Source organism: Fulvivirga ligni (assembly GCF_021389935.1).
Classification (GTDB): domain Bacteria; phylum Bacteroidota; class Bacteroidia; order Cytophagales; family Cyclobacteriaceae; genus Fulvivirga; species Fulvivirga ligni.
In genome coordinates, this window is sequence record NZ_CP089979.1 from 4,005,529 (window position 1) to 4,023,953 (window position 18,425).

The 18,425-nt window shown below is 42.8% G+C and carries 9 protein-coding genes; all 9 read right to left on the reverse strand.

Translation table 11 applies throughout. From position 1 onward, the window contains the following. Positions 1-37 precede the first annotated feature (37 nt). A complete protein-coding gene (locus LVD16_RS17000; RefSeq protein WP_233769472.1) occupies positions 38-1,378 on the reverse strand; it encodes a sugar porter family MFS transporter in 1,341 nt (446 codons plus the stop codon). 250 nt (positions 1,379-1,628) lie between these two features. Further along, the gene (locus tag LVD16_RS17005; protein WP_233769473.1) at positions 1,629-2,801 is read right to left on the reverse strand and encodes a beta-1,2-mannosidase; all 1,173 of its coding nucleotides are present in this window, start codon (positions 2,799-2,801) and stop codon (positions 1,629-1,631) included. Positions 2,802-2,925: 124 nt separating this feature from the next. Further along, positions 2,926-5,172, reverse strand: coding sequence for a GH92 family glycosyl hydrolase (locus tag LVD16_RS17010; protein WP_233769474.1), 2,247 nt, complete (start codon positions 5,170-5,172; stop codon positions 2,926-2,928). Positions 5,173-5,278: 106 nt separating this feature from the next. Beyond that, on the reverse strand, positions 5,279-7,543 hold the full coding sequence (locus LVD16_RS17015; RefSeq protein ID WP_233769475.1) for a GH92 family glycosyl hydrolase: 2,265 nt from the start codon (positions 7,541-7,543) through the stop codon (positions 5,279-5,281). A 19-nt stretch (positions 7,544-7,562) separates the two neighbouring features. Further along, positions 7,563-9,044 carry a sialate O-acetylesterase gene (locus tag LVD16_RS17020; RefSeq protein WP_233769476.1) on the reverse strand — a complete coding sequence of 494 codons (1,482 nt, stop codon included), beginning with the start codon at positions 9,042-9,044 and terminating at the stop codon, positions 7,563-7,565. Between the two features lie 4 nt (positions 9,045-9,048). Further along, entirely contained in the window at positions 9,049-12,009 is a 2,961-nt protein-coding gene (locus tag LVD16_RS17025; protein ID WP_233769477.1) for a discoidin domain-containing protein, read from the reverse strand. Positions 12,010-12,114: 105 nt separating this feature from the next. Next, positions 12,115-13,500, reverse strand: coding sequence for an SGNH/GDSL hydrolase family protein (locus LVD16_RS17030; RefSeq protein ID WP_233769478.1), 1,386 nt, complete (start codon positions 13,498-13,500; stop codon positions 12,115-12,117). Positions 13,501-13,502: 2 nt separating this feature from the next. Then, positions 13,503-15,854, reverse strand: a complete 2,352-nt coding sequence (locus tag LVD16_RS17035) for a GH92 family glycosyl hydrolase (RefSeq protein ID WP_233769479.1) — start codon at positions 15,852-15,854, stop codon at positions 13,503-13,505. Positions 15,855-15,863: 9 nt separating this feature from the next. Continuing rightward, positions 15,864-18,398 (reverse strand): glycoside hydrolase family 38 C-terminal domain-containing protein, encoded by a 2,535-nt coding sequence (locus tag LVD16_RS17040; protein ID WP_233769480.1) that lies wholly within the window; start codon positions 18,396-18,398, stop codon positions 15,864-15,866. Positions 18,399-18,425: the final 27 nt, after the last annotated feature.

Here is an 18,425-nt window from a genome sequence, read left to right on the forward strand (position 1 = left end):
TGGCGAACTAAATCGGTTATATAAATCTTTTTAAGGCCTATTCGCTGCCTTTCTTTCTTACTAAAACCTTATGCAGTTCCTCCAAAGAAACTCCCTTAGTCTCCGGCATGAGGAACATGGTGAATAGAAGTTGTAATACCATGAAGAAGGCGAAGAAACAGAATACGATATAGGGTTCGAAGCTATTAATGAGTACGGCTCCTAAAAGCGTAATAATAGCTGCAAATACCCAGTGTGTACCACAACCCCAGGCCTGACCGAAAGCCCTTACTTTATTAGGGAATATTTCAGATATAAAAACCCAGATTACTGTCCCTTGTCCTACAGCATGCGAGGCAATAAACATTAAGATAAATACCAACTTAATGTTAGCAGAAGCATCAGCGTAAAAACCATAAGCTACCATTAACAAGCTTATAATATATCCAAATGATCCGATATACATCAATTGCTTACGACCCAGCCTATCTATGAGGTACATACCTACAAAAGTGAAAATAAGGTTTACAAGGCCTATTGATATTGAACTCAGTAAAGAGTCTGAACTGGCAAAGCCTGCTTTCTCCAATATTTCAGGAGCATAGTATAGAATAAAGTTAATCCCTGACAGCTGATTAAAGAAGGCAATAAGGAATGCTAATAAGAGCGAGAAATTATATTTGCCTGAGAAAATACTGGTAGGCTCTTCTTTCGATTTATTTTGATCATCCTGAATGTCTTTAAGCAGTGCTTTTGCATCCTCTTCTGATGAAGTTAATTTCAGTACTCTTAGGGCTTCATCAGGATCGTTTTTATGCAGGAGTAACCATCTTGGACTTTTAGGAACTCCGATGACCATAATTGTATATAGCAGAGCTGGCACAGCTTCTATACCAAGCATCCATCGCCAGTCGTTATCACCGCCTACTCCATTAAGTAAATAGTTGGAAATAAAAGCAATTAGAATTCCAAAGACCAAATTGAATTGATAAAGTACGCCAAGACGACCTCTGTTTTTTGCATTTGATATCTCAGAAATATAAGTAGGTGCGGCAATAGAAGAAGCTCCTACGCCCAGACCACCGATGAATCTAAAGAAAGAAAATGAATATGGGTCTGGTGCCAATGCCGATCCTACAGCAGATATAAAGAATAAGGCTCCTATCCAGATCAAGGTGGTTTTACGTCCCAGTTTCTCGGTAGGATAACCGGCAAGCAAAGCACCTACTACTGTTCCCCAAAGGGCCATTGACATAATAAAGGTGCCATGAAACCATTCTGAGGTATTCCAAAGTTCTTTAATAGGTAGATTGGCTCCGGAGATAACCACGGTATCAAAACCGAAAAGAAACCCCGCCATGGACACGGTTACCGCAAAGTAAAATAGTTTGTTTTTCATGAGGTTAAATAAATGAGTAGTACTAAATGAGCGTAAGTTATTATAGTAAGATAAGCAAAAGCTGAGAGATATACAGCAACCACTTACTTCAGGAGGATAAACCACCACGCATAATTTCAGCTCTTCATCATGAAAGATGCTTTATAAAATCGATTTAGTCAACTAAATAAGCAATATTTTCTTGAGGTCACGAGGTCTTTATGTCTTCAAGCTGAAATTATGCTAATGGTTCGGTTAATAGTATAATAACTTACTCTGGTGTGTATACAGCCACTGAAACTCTGGAGTCGGCACAGCCATAGTACAGGTACCACTTATCTTTGAAGTACACTAATCCTTCAATGAACACTGTGCCATCAGGATATTGGCCACTTTTCTCAAATGATTCTGAAGGAACCAGGAAAGGCTTATCTAAGCGATGAAGTACTTTGGTAGGAGCGTTCTTATCAAATAATACCTGCCCTGCGCAGTAGCTATTAGCCGTATAAGTGGTGTCTCCCCCATCCGCAAGGTTTTTACCATTGTACATCAGCACTATACCTTTGTCTGTGATTACCGCTGGAGGTCCAGCTTCAGTAAGCTGACTATCGAAATAACCTTTTCGTGGTGAGATCAGTGGTTTTAGTTCTCCATTCTCTTCAATTGGAGTCCAGTTAATCAAATCATCTGAAGTGGCTGCAAATATGCCCTTCTCACCCCAGTACATCCAATACTTGCCATTTACTTTAGTTATCACCTTTTTTCCGTCTTTCACCTGCGTAATAATGGAAGCTGATTTACTGAATCTATCTTTATATTTTCCGTCAAATGCCTTCTGGAAAGTTGGTCCATGCTTATCCCAGTCCACTAAGTTTTTTGATGTAGCTACAGCCAGTCGAGCCACTTTCTTATTCCATTGGGTGTAGAGCATTACATAAAGGCCATCTTCGGTAACGGCTACCCGAGGGTCTTCACATCCACCGGTCCATTCGTTTTGCTTTTGAGCATCATCTTTGGGATACATTACCGGAGTATCTCTTCTATTCATGGTAAAGCCATCGGCAGTGGCCGCTAGCCCTAGTCTTGAGGTTCGTTCACCAATGCCTACACCAGACTTGTCTTCAGCCCGGTATAATACATAAATACTGTCACCCATTACGGTGGCAGCAGGGTTGAAAGTGTCATTAGACTCCCAGGCTATGGCTTTGCCAGACATAGGATCATTAAAAGAAGTCTCTTCCTTTGGTGAGATCACAGGATTAATGCCTTCTGGTCTTACGAAAGGTCCTAATATCCAATCATCTGCTGTCGTTTCGATCCTCGCCTCAGTTTGGAGAGTGTCACTCTCTTCGGTTGTTTCTTTGCTCGGACCTTGACAAGCACCAAGCAACATGATACTTAGTGCAGCAGCGGTGAGCTTCATTGGTTTATATGAAGATTTCATGTGTATGTGTTTATTTTCAATGGTCACATGGAATTCTCATAAACATTCATCCGGCGGTTGGTATAAATTCACCTAGGAATGTTTATGCTGATTTCATGAGTAGTTAAGTTTAGATGGTCAATAATTAATTGTATGATGGTGGTTCAGCTTCTAATCCCCAAGATTTGTTAGGTTCTGAACCCAAGCTATAATTCAATGTACCACCTTTTTTAATTTCATCCCAGGAGATCCAGGTTTGGTCATATGTATTGCCATTCCATTGTAGGCTTTGGGTGTATTCATTTTGTTCTGAACCTCCTAAAATGGTCAAGGTATTACCAGAGCCTAGCTTCACCACAATCTTTTCAAAAGAAGGATTATTCAGTGAAAAACCTCCTACACCAGGAATAACAGGGTAAATGCCTATATTGGCAAATACATAAAATGCACCCATGGCTCCCATGTCATCATTTCCGGGCAATCCGCTGGCTCGGTTAGTATATTGCTCTCTGATGATTCTTCTTACTAATGCCTGCGTTTTCCATGGTTGATCGACCCAATTGTAAATCCAAGGCACCTGAAAATCAGGCTCATTACCAGCAGCAAACCACTCTTGATGATAGTTAGCGTTAAGCTTCATAAAAAACTCATCAAGACGTTGAGCAGCATAGTCTTTTCCTCCGATGGTGTCGATCAAGGTCTCCAGATTTTGTGGCACCATCCAAAAGTAGTTTTTGAAACTGGCTTCTCTCCAATCATCTCTCTGGTTCTTCCAGCTGCCATCAGCATTTCTGGATTGCAGCCAGTTAGTCTTAGGGTTGTAAAGGTTTTTCCAATACTGTGAATGGCTTAAAAATAGATCATAGGCTTTTTGATCATTTAAGGCCTGCTTGGCAAACTGTGCAATAGCAAAGTCAGAAAGGTTATATTCCAGGCTCATAGAAGCCTGTGTGTAGCCCAGCTTGAGATATTCATCCAGATGAGGTCTTGTTTCAACTCCTTGTGATCTTGTGCCTGGCTCTAGTGCACTCTTTTTCATTATCTCAAAGGCCGCCTGATGATCAAAGTCCTGAGCACCAAAAGCATAGGCATTGGCTACAAGCGCAGATGTAGGATCGCCTTGCATGATGCCCGTCTCAAAATTATTGAGCACCCATCTTGGCCAGCCACCACCCGATCTCTGGGCAAATAGTATATGAGATTTAATGATGTCACTGGTCTCTTCAGGAGCCAGCATGCTAATCAGCTGTGTCTGTGTTCTGTAGGTGTCCCAATTGCTGAATCCGGTATAATATGTGAAACCTTCAGCCTTGTGAATCTGGCCATCAGAGCCTATATATTCGCCGTTAACATCGTTAAATATGTTAGGGTGATTGAACACGTGGTATAATGCTGAGTAAAACTGAACCTCTTTATCTTTCGAGGCTCCGGTGGCCTGTATTCTGCCAAGGTATCCGTTCCATGCAGTTTCAGCATTGTTTTTTACCTCATCAAAGTCCCAACTGGTATTTTCAGTTTTTAGATTCTCCTTAGCATTCGCTAGCGAAACGTAAGAAATACCTATTTTGTAATTGATTGATTTACTTTTAGAAACATCAAAGGTGAAATAAACCCCTGAATTAGAGCCATTTGCTGCTTTACTGTCAGGCGATAGTTGTCCATCTTTCCAGGTGCCGCTCTTTAAAGGTTCCTTCTCAAATTCTGCATAGAAATAAAGGATGTAAGGAGTTCTAAAACCGCAAAACTGACCACCTTCAGCCTTTCCTTCAAAGCTGTTTCCGTTTATTTTTACTTCAGAAATATTCAGGTCATTAGCGTTAATTCCTGTACCGATGATCACTGTTCCTTTATCACTATTTTGACTATAGGAAAAACGGGCCATACCACTTCTTGGTGTTACAGTCAGTTCTGCCGTAACATTATTTTTTAAGGCAGCCTTATAATAACCAGCATGTGCCTCCTGCACCTCAATCTGCGGTTCAAGGTTCATCATGTCTACCGGTGAGGCAGTGAGATCGCCAGCAAGGGGTAGCGTAGGACAATTACCCATATGCCCACAGCCAGCTCCGCTCATTTGGTTAATGACAAAGCCTTTCTGCGGATTGAAAAAGGTAGTCGTAAACTGTGCCATTCCCATCGGATACATGGCGCCTGGGAAGGTATAGCCTGCTTCTAAATATTGCTCATGAATACCATGCCCCTTCCCTTGCGAACCAATGGTGGAATTCACCAACTGAGCATAATTTGGCGTGCTACCAGATGCTGTAGTAGTAGACGAGTCGCTGGCTTGCGGTGTTTGACAACTGCTCAACAAAAGAGGCAGAACAAGCAACAAGGCCAGGCCGGCAAGAAGCCTCTCCGAAATGTGATTACTGAATTTTTTAATATGCATTTATCAACGGTTTAAACTGATTTTTAATGGAAATAAAGAGGCCGTACATTGCAGACGACCTCTTTTCAAAACTAGAATAAAAAACAAAACCCTAACATCTAGTGTGTTATTTATTAGTAGAGACGGAATAAGGCTGATCCTCATCATTGATGCCTCTATTTTTATTAGGCTGAGCAGACATGTTCAGGTGTAATGTTCCTCCTTTCACAATGTCCTCATAAGTAATATAGTTCTTAGTGTATGTTTTGCCATTCAGGCTGGCTGAGTTGATGTAGACATTCTCCTTTCTGTTGTTGGAGGCATCGATCACGAACTTTTTACCATCTTCCAAAGTCAGGGTGATCTTCTCGAACATCGGGCTACCCAGCACATACTGATCCGTTCCCGGGCAAACACTGTAAAAGCCCATGGCACTTAAGATGTACCATGAAGACATGCCGCCCTGATCTTCATCACCAGGATAGCCTTTCTCTGTACCGCTGTAGAGCTGGCTCATGATTTTCCTTACTCTTGACTGGGTTTTCCAGGGCTGACCCACAAAGCTATAGAGGTAAGGAACATGCTGCACTGGCTGATTACCATGAGCGTACTGCCCCATATTGGCCGCCTCCATCTCACGCATTTCATGGATCACCTGACCATAATGGCCCACGTCATAAACTGACTCCATGGTGAAGAAGGTATCCAGCTTATGAATGAACTTATCTCTGCCTCCCATGAGATCCACCAGGCCATCTACATCATGAAATACTGACCATGAATATTGCCAGGCATTGGCTTCGGTAAATGGATTACCCCAGGCAATTGGATTGAACTCTTCAGGTACCCATTCACCCGTGATCTTGCGACCTCTCATAAAGCCCACTTCATTATCATAAATGTTTTTATAATTGTACATCTGACGTGAGAAAATCTGCATATAGTACTCATTACCAATAGATTTAGCCATGTTATAGGCACACCAGTCGTCATAGGAATATTCTAAAGTTTTGGCAGCACTCTCTCCTACTTCAGGATAAGGAATGTAGCCTAATTCAAACCATTCTTTGTGGGCTTCTCTACCATTTGAGCCACCCCATGGACCTTTGTTGGTCACTTCATGGAAATAGGCCTTTAGGGCTTCCTCAGGATCAAAACCTCCGACCCCTTTAATGTGAGCATCGGCCAGTAAGCTGATGGCATGGTTGCCGATCATGATGCCTGACATTCCAGGGCATGACCAGGTGGGTAAGAAACCACTTTGCTGCTGTGCATCCAACAGGGATTGCATATAGCGCGCTTGCATGGTGGGGTGCAGTAAGTTGCTTAGCGGAAATTGTGCTCTGAAAGTATCCCAAAAGCCATTATCTGTGTACATGTAGCCATCATGAATCTTGCCATCGTATGGACTGAAATAGTAAGGCTTGCCTTGCTCATTGATCTCAAAAAAACGATGAGAAAAGAGGTTCGCTCTGAATAAACAAGAATAGAAAGTGGCTTTATCTTCTTCTGAGCCTCCTTCTACCTTGACCCTGCTCATAAGTTTATTCCATTTGTCAGCGGCCTTCTTTTTAGTAACGTCCAGACTCTTATCATTGCCTACTTCCTGCCTCATGGTCAGCACCGCCTGCTCCGGACTGATGTATGATGAAGCGATTTTCACCTGAACGGTTGTGCCTGGCTTAAATTCAATGTATGCGCCTTTTCCATCACCTTCTGCGCTAGTCTGACCTTTCTGTATAGTATTTTCTCTGTTTTCCCAGGTACCATAGGCCTTAAAGGGCTTGTCAAATACAATTTCGAAATAACATTTGAAGTTGACCGGTATGAGCAAGCCATTGTGCACCCATCCGGTTATCTTCCTTTCTTTAGAATGAATTTGCACTGAACTCTGCTTGGTATAGCCATCAAAAACCAGGTACGCCTCCTGCCCTTTTGGAAAGGTAAATCTCATGTGGCCTGATCTTTCTGAAGGCGATATTTCAGCTCTCACACCATTATCAAGATCAACTTTGTAGTAATGCGGTTTAGCTATTTCTTTGTCATGAGTAAAACCAGTGGCCCTTTCATCTTCGTTTACCTTCAGCTCTCCCAGCACAGGCATGAGTGAGAAAGTGGCATAATCATTTACCCAGGGACTACACTGGTGCACCTGTTGAAAGCCTCTGATAGTGGTTTTGGAATATTGGTATTTCCAGCCATCTCCATTTTTACCGGTTTGGGCAGAAAAGGAATGCACAGGAAAAGGCACCGCCACGGTTGGATAAGTGTTTCCATAACTAAAACCAGGGTCTGATTCCGTACCCTGTAAAGTGTTTACATAGTTGACCAGGTCTTGCGCTTGAGCGGCCAAACCGATCAACATTAAGGTAGATATTATAAATACTCTCATAGATAAGTGCTTGTCTTAATTATTTCTTTTTTACAGGTGGCTCGGGCCAATTATCTGACCTGAAAGGTACCGCAGGAAAGCCTGCTCCATTCTCCAAATTGGTGACTGGATAATTGGTGAAAGCATAACGAACAGCCACTGGCTTCTTCACTTCCTTGCTGCTTACAATGATTTGATTGCCAGATATTTGAGCATGAGCTGGATGAAATACCTGATCCTCTCCTGCCACTTCAAAAAACTTGGGTGCTGCGCCATCATTGGTTTTTAATCCACCGGTTACCGTGCCTGGTTGGAAGGTGACAATGGCCTGGCTTTTATTGAATTCTGCTGACTCAAAGTGTGGGCCCTGATAAGCTACATTCAACTGTCCATAGTATCTGTTTAGGGCTGTTTTTTCTAGCCTTACACCAATTGGCTTTTTGTTTTTCGGGTGCAGGTCTTTAGCTTCCCCCACATCCATGGTGATGACCATTTCTGTATTGCCCATATCAGTAATGGCTTCCTGAGCTTCTCTGAAGAAAGCATAATCGGCCATGGTTGGATCCTCAATATCATAATAATAAGGAGCTACCTGAACAAAATAGAATGGTAATTCTCCTTGTTGAAAAGCATCTCGCCAGCTGCTGATCATCTTGTACATGAGCTGAGTATACTGGCTTCTGTCGTCTCGGTTAGACTCTCCCTGATACCAGCAGAAGCCTGAGATAGAGAGGTTTTTAAAAGGGTGTATAACGGCATTATATAACAAAAAAGGCCTTGTTACTTTTTCGAAGCTGAAGCCACCATCAATCTTCTCCTTGCTTTTGTCAGACTCCAGGTATGGTTGAAGATAGGCTTTATTCAACACCGGATCAGCGGCCAACACCTCCCTGGGCACATACGCCTGAGCTGCAGAAGCTCCTATACCGGTAAAAACTATACCTACCGGAATGTTAAGGTCCTTTTGTAGTTCTGTACCAAAGAAATAGGCTACTGCGGAAAACTTCTTGGCTGATACTGAATCGCATACCTTCCATTCACCAGATATATTCATCAAAGGGTCATTGCTGAAGTTAAGGCCGGCAGAGAAAAGCCTCACCTGAGGATGTGATGCCTTGGCCAGTTCCTCCCTGGCATTGGGCACCTCATGTAATCCAAATTGCATATTGGACTGCCCGCTACAAATCCAAACATCACCGATTAAAACATCTTCTAACTTCTTGGTCTGTCCTTCGCTCCCAATGCTGAGCCAATGATTTTTAAAATCTCCTTTTTTGATGGCTGGAACAGTGATAATACCGATAAACTGTCCATCTTCATCGGCTTTTACTGTCACAGATGAAGACAGCCAATCCGCTGATATCTCCACGGAGGTTCCTGATTTGGCAGTACCCCAGACTTTGAATGGCTTGTTCTGCTGGATCACCATGTGCTCTCCCAGAGGGTCGGCAAAGGACAGATCCTGCCCATAGCTGATCACAGCAAATGCTAGTAATAAATTGATTAACAGTAGTTTCTTCATGGCACTAATTATTGTAAGGTTCCACCACCAGTTTTGGCGTGTCTTTTCCTATTATACTCTTGGCTATTTCCAGCTGCACCTTTTTACTTTCACCCGGCAGCAGACTGAAATAACTATCTGATTTAAAGGTTGGTAAGTATTGCTCTCCCGTTTCACTGTTCACCAGTTTTACACGGATAGCCAATGCCACACCTCTTGCATCTTTAGGGTTCATAATCTCAGCATTCACCAGATAATTGCCGTCCTTTTCAGCTACGGCTGAGTTCACTTCTAAGTGTGCTTTTGGTAAATCATTGATAGCTGTGTAATCTAAAGGCGTTGATCCTCTCCAATAGAAGTTATCAGAAATTATATTTCCTTCTTTATCGGTCAGCTTGAGTTTGATGAAATGCACAGGATCCAGCTGATCAGGGCTTTCACCATATACTTCAATTTCAAAGATGGAATAGCCCCAGTCGGTGGCCCTTTTCTTACCTTTCATACGCACATATCTGGCTTCCTGTTTAAGGAATTGAATATGATCGATGCTGCCGTTGCCGTCAGTAGTTTGATATACATCTTTCCAGTTTTTGGCGTCATCTGAAAGTTGTAGTTTATACGCTTTGGCGAAGGCCGATTCCCAGTAGATTCTTACAGTGGTAAAGCTCTTTTTCTCCCCTAAATCAACATACACCCAGTTGTCATCGTCATATGAGCTGCTCCATCTGGTGCCGCTGCTGGCATCACTTACTGATGAAGCATCCCCAGCGTCTTTCGAGGTGGATGAGGCTACGGCTTGAGCATTGGCTGCCAGGTTATTGACATTGAAATTAATTTTAAATACATCGTAGATGCCATTGGCGGGAGCATCAAGCTTTACTTTTCCTCCGAGCTCTTCATATGGTTTGCCGGCAGGATCGTATACGGCTATTTCCGCGGTTACCCCTTCCAAGTCTTCACGAGTGGAGTTCAACACTTTTACTGAATTATCAGAAGCGCTCCATTGAATGTGTACCGGCTCGCTTCCTCTTCTGGCTCCCCAGAAAGCACCATTCAGATCATAATAATAGTCGTAGGTTTGCCACACAAATGATGGATAGGCAGATTGGCTCATCCAGGTTAAAATCCCGGAGGCTTTATCCCAGCTGTCATGTCTCCAGCCTTCGTACATGGCTTTGTTGGTTTCCAAATTAAGCAACTGCGCTTTTCTACACCAGTCTTCTATTCCATTAGCCTGGCCGTACCTTTCATTGATGCTTTGCTCATAAGTATCAGGGCCACCATTCGCGGCTGACTTACCAAAGAAATGCTTATTCCACATCTCATTTCTCGGCCACCAATCTTCTTTGGGCATGAACTTCTTGAAACTCTCAAATGTGGTAAAAACTGCTGTTCCTACTTCGCTTCTGAAGCCTTTAACCGGTGAGTTTTCATCTCCATTAAAACCTGCCAGGCCACTGAAGTATACTTTTGGATCGGCGTTAGTCCAAGGGCCGCTGCCTGAGAATCCGCCACCTTTCCTGGAGTTGGATTGATAGCGTCTGTCACCGGCATCATACTTGGCAACATGAGCAGCCAAAATAGAATCTAATGGTGGCTGTGGACTAGCCTCATTGTCACCACACCATAAGGCGACCGATGCATAGTTTCTGTATCTTTTGATTTTCTGGATGGCGTTATCACTAAAAGCATCGATATCAGTAGGCAAATTAGGATGTGAGTTTAACCAGAAATCATCCCAAACCATGATGCCGTATTTATCACAAGCCTTATAAAACTCTTCATCAGTGGTGGAGCCGATCCAGTTACGGATCATGTTGAAATTCAATTCTTTATGTAACCTTAGTTTGGTCTCATATTCTTCACCACGGCAGCGCAACATGTATTCTGACATGCCCCAGTTCCCACCTCTTACAAAGATTTTCTCACCGTTAATCAGTAAATGAAAGGCATGATTGGTACTGTCATAACCATATTCTCTGATACCGAAAGTCACCTGATCATAATCAGAGGGTTCATTATTTGCAGAAAACTCAAAATCACAGGTGTAAAGTGGCTGATCACCGTAGCCATTAGGCCACCAAAGTTGTGGTTCATCAATATTCAGTTGAGTGAATTCTGAGGGAGTGAAAGCTATAGTTTTTCTCTCATTAGCAGCCAGGGTCACTTCTTGAGAAAACTCGATATTTCCAGGTTTAATGAACCCTTTCAATGTGCCTTTCACTGGTTCACCGGCATTATTTTGAACTTCAGTTTGAATAGTTAAATGTGCCTTTTTCTGACCTTCCAGCTTGGTTCTTATCCATGGATCATGAATGGTGACATCACCGCTATTGCTCAGGTAAACGTCATCCGTGATCCCCATAAGCAAGCCAGGTACGTAAGGCATCCAATCCCAACTGGCACTGGAAATGTAAGTAGGACTTGCCAGGTTTGGAATAGGTAATGTGGGCCAATAAACCAGCACGGCTAGTACATTATTGCCCTCCTTTTCAAGCTCATCGGTAATATCAAAATGGCCTCTGTCCATGAAGCCATCCAGTTTACCCAATAGCTTACCGTTGAAAAAAACATCTGCCTTTCGATTTACACCTTCAAAGTTTAGCCAGGTTTTGCCCGACTTGTAGCTTTCCGGTGCCTTCAATTCCGTTCTGTACCAGAAATTACGATCGTAAAGCTTCTTATCTACCTGATAGATATTGTCACCAAAGTTAGGATCCTTTTCTATGCCTGCTTCTACATAAGAAGTAAATACTGCTCCCGGCACCACGGCTTTTACCCACCCGTCAGTGTTATAATCAGGCGCGAAAATGTTAAGACTGTCCTTGCCTATGGAGTCCTGCGGATAGACCTTCCATTGAACAGATTCCTGATCGCTGTTTAAAGAAATATGAGTGTACTCCCCTTTCGAATGGTCTGCCGACTGACAGCAGAATAACAAGAAGGAAAGAGTGATTGATAGTAGTATATATATGCCTTTACGCATTGGTAATGAGGATATTGATTGTAAGTTTTAACTGATCTTAAAGATATAAAATATATTACTAAATCGTTTTAGTAAAAACATAAAATTTAGGGAATACCGGTGGACTTATTGAGCCACCGGTACAATCTTAAAATTATGTGTTTTAGGCTTGTTTAGCTTGTAGATTAAATCGGCCAATGCTTCCTTTTGATCGTAATAGGTTTTACGAATGCTTTCAAACCTCATAGCCTCGTAAGTGTCCATTTTAGATTTCAACCAGAAGTTGTTTTCAGATTGCTTTCTGGCAAATTCAACGGCCTCATCATCATTCTGGAATAACATACCGTGCTCTAAAAAGAAGTCGAACTGGATCCAGTAGTATTCTCTTAGCTTATTGTCAATGTCTCTGATGGAATTGGCAAGGTGCCCCACTGTCCATGCTTGTCTGTATTGAGGTGTATTCTGTTGCAAAGCCAGATTAATTCCGTTATTTAAAGCCTGTGCATCCCAAATTCCGATGCTATCTCCGTCAATCAATAATTGATACTTGCCTGCTTTCAGGTTTTCTAATTTTAGCATCTCTCTGTTGAAATCCTGAGTAAAAGGAACCACGTCCAAAGCCAGGTTCATCTTCTGATCATTACCCCACATTCTGGAGCTGCTGTCCACCGGATAAGGTAAGGATTTAGCTAAATAATCGAAGGTTATGCTACTTTTGCTGGCTTGCAGATTGCTGATCTTAGCATTGTTTTCTTGCAGTACTTTACCTTTTTTCAAGTCTATACTTACCTCTGCTACAGGCGCTTCCAGGCCTTGTGCTTTTAAGAATAGATAGGCCATCACCAGATGACCACCATTGCCCGGGTGGATTCTATCAGGACCGGTGATGGTGAATTCAGGATTCGTTTTTTGTCCTTCTGTATTGATGGCTTGCATTGGATAATACAGATCAACAAAAGGCCAATTATACTTAGCTGCTTCCTCCTTCTGGAAAGCCACAATTCTTTCTATGGTTTTGCTTTTACCAGGGAAGTAGTTTTGCTCATTCTTCATAGTTTCATCATAAGGAGAAGTGCTCATGATGATCTTTTCTACATTAGGTTTAGCCTTAAGCTTTTTAATGATCTCCTGGAAATACTTGTTAGATTCCTTCACCTTGTCATCAGCAAATTGCTGCGGATTATCACCATTATACTCATGATAACCGGAGTCATTCATTCCAAATGTTACTACCACCACGGTAGGATTGAGCGCAAAAGCATCAGATTCTATTCGGGCATCAATCTGTCGGGAAACATCTCCTCCGATACCTACATTGATCACCTCTATCCTACGATCAGGGAAATGAGTCATGTAGTAAAGCCAGATGTACTCTTCATAAAAACCTGCCTCCGTGATGCTATTCCCCACAAAAGCCACCTTTTCACCTTCTTTGAATGGTTTCACAGTCTGCGCTAGCAAACTCCAGGAGAAACCGAGTAAAATAATAACAGTAAAGCCTATTCTACGCATGATTATTTAAGTTTATAGTTTGGTTCAGAACCCATAGTTAACTCCAGCTTCCCTCCTTCTTTGATATCTTCAAAATCAAGATATGGCTCGTTATGTGCCTTACCATTCAACTTGATCTCCTGGATATAGAGGTTTTCCGGGCTATTATTATGAGCTATGATTGTAAAAGTCTTTCCTTTGGCATATTTGGGATCCAGCTGAAACTGAATTTCATCGAATACCGGGCTGGTGATATCAATCCTGTTATTTCCAGGGCATACCTGATAAATGCCTGAAGCTGAAAGTATATACCAGGCCGACATTTGACCAACATCTTCATTGCCTACCAGTCCTTCCACGCCATCTTTGTAGCCTCTGTCGCAGATCAGTCTGGTCCATTTTTGGGTGAGCCATGGAGCATCTACATAGTTAAACAGGTATGGTACATGATGCACGGGTTCATTGGCATGGTTATAATATTCATTCCACATGAGGTTTTCCGGGGCTTTTTCGAAAAAGTTGGTCAGATCATCCTTCACTTCTTCTTTACCTCCCATCAGCTTGATCATACCATCTATGTCCTGAGGTACAAACCACCCCTGTTGGTAAGGGTTGCTCTCTACGCTTCCATACCACTCTTTCAATCTGCCGCCTTCAGGCCAGGGCTCAAAGGAGCCATCTTTTCTGCGGGGACGAAACCATGAAACTGAGTCGTCAAATATGTTTTTATAGCTCTCTGATCTTTTATAAAAGTCTTTGGCGATTTCCTTCTCTCCCATTAATTCGGCCATATGAGCAGTACACCATTCCGTATAGGCGTATTCCAGGGTATTTGAAATACCAAGCGACTCATAGGTATAGCCCACCTCGTTGTTACCGAACTGATTATCAGTATTTACCATGTACTTTAATGCTTTCTCCGCATCAAAATCTCTTATGCCTTTAGAGTAGGCATCCGAAATGACAGAAACGGCAGGATTACCGATCATACAGCCACTGTAGGCGTTGAGCAGCTCCCATCTTTCCAGGTAAGATTTGTCTTTTTCATCGGCCAGCGTTACCAGTGAGTTTATCATGTCATTCACCAATGAAGGATTAATGATGGTTTGCAGTGGAAACTGGCTTCTAAACACATCCCAACCACTGAAAATAGTCCTTTTTGTGAAATGCTCTGATTGGTGTGCTTCTCCGTCACCACCCATATATTCACCACTCACATCCTCAAAAACTCTTGGGTCGATCATGGTGTGATATAGGGCCGTGTAGAAAACTTTCTTTTCTTCATCGCTGCCGCCAGCCACCTTTACTTTAGAAAGGGCGTCATTCCATAGCTGCGTAGCTTCGGACTTTAGCTTTTCAAAATCCCAATCCTTTATCTCTGCTTTCAAATTCTGCTCTGCTCCTTCTAAACTCACGAAGGAAATACCTGCTTTCAGTTGAATTTGCTCGTCCTTTTTGGTGTCATATTCGGCAAAGAAGCCCAGATGTTTGCCTTCAGCCTTGTCCACATTATGGGAAACTTTTGCTTCAGCTATTCTTTGTTGATAACGATCACTCTCAATGTCTTCTCTCTTCCTGGTCCAGTTATCAGGTATGTCGGCTTCCCAGATTCCGTATTCCGTAAAAGGTCTGCTCATTTGGGCATAGAAATAAACTGTATAGTTGGCCTGACCATCGCCATTGCCCCAGCCACCACCGTCAGGAGTACATTTCATCCAGCCACGAATGGTGTGATCATTAAGCACTTCGATGGATTGTAGTGTAGAGGTGCCTCCAACTCTTCGGGCTAGATCAATTTGAATGCGTGATTGCTTGTTTTCGGGGAAAGTAAACTGTAGCATGCCGCTGTGGGGCGCAGCAGTCATTTCCGCTTTAATGTTATAGTCACTTAGTGCGACACCGTAGTAGCCCGCAGAGGCAGTTTCACTTTTCTTATCATACGCTGAACGATATCCTGCCGAAGGGTTGTCGCCTTTGCCAGCAGCGGTATGCAATTCACCCACTGAAGGCATAACAAGGAAGTTACCCATATCTCCAAACCAGCCTATTCCGCTCATTTGGGTAAAAGCAAAGCCCTCGATGGACGTATGCTCATAACTATAGCCCGAGCCATTATCGCCTCCCGTGATGGTGTTTGGACTCACCTGCACCAGTCCATAAGGCGTGGTGGCACCTGGGAATGTTTTACCTAACCCATGGTAGACGCCAGCAGCATCTGTGCTGGTGCTAGCCCCGATAAACGGGTTGACGAAACTGGCCGGAGACTCCACCCATGCTTCCTTTTCCGCTGTCGCTTCTTCAGCCCGTTGGGTGAAGGCACAGGCGTTGAGCATAAGCAATGCAGCCAGCGTACACGATTTACTAATTATTTTCATTGAATTCCTTTATCGTTTTACAGACTTAAAACCTTTTATTTTTAATGTTCTTATACCAAAATGAGGTATGCTTAGCGATACCGTCTTTTGGCCTTTGACGTCCTTTATTGGTAGTGTTTCAAGCACCTCTCCATTAAGAGCGACTAATTTTATTTCATCAAAATCACCATTCAGAGTTATGTTCTGAGGCTCTTCATTTCCTTCGGCATTAAACACACGTACCAGCAAATCCTGATCATACTGCACTGAGATGAGCTCCCAACCCTGATTTTCGAAGTTGATGAGCGACTGATCATTGGCTTTTTTACTTATAATTTGGGCTGGCAACGATTCATTCCATGCTACACTTTGCATCCATATGCCTGCTTTATCCCATTTCTGCTGATGTGGAACAATGGCATATTTCATATGGGTATGACCTTCCAGGCTGTAGTTTCTACCCCAAAGCCCTCTACCAGAGTACTGTACATTAAGCGCCAAAGGATGATCATCAGCATGTGCATAGCTGGTGGTATGATCAGTGAAAAGCGCAACACCTTGATTATCATCACCATCCATCACATCCACCCAATTGAGGATGACATTATTTTTTATGCTGTCCCATCGATCAAAGAAGGTGGATTGCAGCCGACTTTCTGTGACATCAAATGGCGCATTTTTATATATTTTCTGGTGATCAAAAGCCAATGGAAAATGAACAAGCAACTTGTATTCATCATTATAAAAGGCCTTTTTTGGGTCCTTGGCTTCATACTCTTCCATTTGTGAATATTTACCAATGCCCGGGCTGCCCTGCCAATCAATATCGAGTTCAAAATCTATCCTCCCATCGGACTGATAAAGTGTGATCCACTGGGTAAAGGGGTGCTTATCGATATGACCTTTTACCGCTATGGTAGTTAACACGGGTCCATCATTTACGACCTCAATTTCAGCGGGATGGTCTTTACTAGAAATTAATTTATTCTGTTCATAAAAGTGCCCTCTTAGCTCGTTGAAAGCTCTTTGCGATTGTAGATCCACCAGTTCCTTATTGCCATTCTTTTTATCGACCAAACTGGTGATAACACCTCCTTTGGTAGGATCGAGGGTAAGCTTATAAAAGGCAGTTTCAATGATGGATTCGTTATTACTGAAGTGTTCCCCTGATTCTTGTTTCAGCTTTTCCACTTTGAAATAAGTCATCCCGAAGGGTTTTACTTTGCCTACAAATACCAATTGTTTGCTTCCGTCAGCGGCTGTAATTACCTGAGCAGGAGTTTTCTGGCCATCGTCAGCAGTCAGTAAGACATTCTTGTTCCAATCTGGCTGTATGTTTACACGAATAACATCCTCACGGTCAACCGCTTGAGTATTAAAGATTTTTATATATTCCCCGTAAGCTATATCCTGTGCAGCGCCAAGTACTTGCTGTGTTACGCTATCGCTGATGGCATTGGTGCTGTGTGTCCAGTCCACCACTTTATCAGCCCAGGTGTCTCCTTTTCTGCCATTGTAGGGCACAATCCAGCAATCATGATGCTGTGATAGTAAAATGGTGCGCCAGGCCTCATCGAATCTGCTTTGTGGCCAGGTGGTTTGATGGGTAGCTTTTGAAAAGGCCGATGCTTTTTCAGCCATGGTAATTTTGTTTTCTGAGGTGCGTACTTGCTGCGCTATTCTCTGCAATACCTGAGCTCCCCAAACCAGGCTGACCTTGATATCTTCCTGGCTAAAATCCCATTGACTGGTAGGTTGTTTCACAGCATAATCCTCGAAATAATCTGTCCAGGTGACATATTGTGAAGGTCTATAGGTGGATTTCGCAATGCCTAGCCATGGGCCACCTTTCCAGCCGGCATCTTGCAAACACATGCCCACGGGGTGCTCAATGCCTTGAGCCAGAGCCGCTTTCACATAAGTATCACTGTTGCCCCAGGCAGTGGTTTGCCAGGTAGAATTCTTTTCAAAAGCCTCACTTTCATATCTGGTGACGGTGTTAATCATGGTTTTGTCTGGTCCTTCCCAGCCTACCAGTTCACCACCATAATTCTGCACATAGCCACCCCAGCAGGTATTGGGGTTTTTCAAAACGGCATTTTTAAAACCAAATGATTTTAATATCTGAGGCAAAGCACTGGTAAAACAAGGCTCTTCGGAGGAATAAGTGGTGTAGCTAAAGCCAGGGAAATGTTCATTCAATCGTCTGATACCCAGATCAAACTGCCGAATAATAGACTCCCCTGAAATATTATATAAGTAGGCCTGACCATAGGCAGGATTTACAATGTCGATTCGTTCGGATAGCTCAGGATTTTTCATGGCTTGTTGAAATTCTACGTAAGCCTCAGGGTCGTAAACCTTTACCGAATCCCAGGTCTCAGGCTCTATTTCCAGATTGATTTTCCAATCAGGATGCGCCTTGAGCTTTTCTACCATGAAGTGGGTCTGCCATCTTGGATAATGACCATAAATACCCCCATGATATCCGTCCACAAAATAAGCTTGCTGAGCTAACACTATTTGAGGAAACAGCACGATCAGCAATAACCATCTTATTTTCATTTAAACACAAAAATTATAATCAGTAGT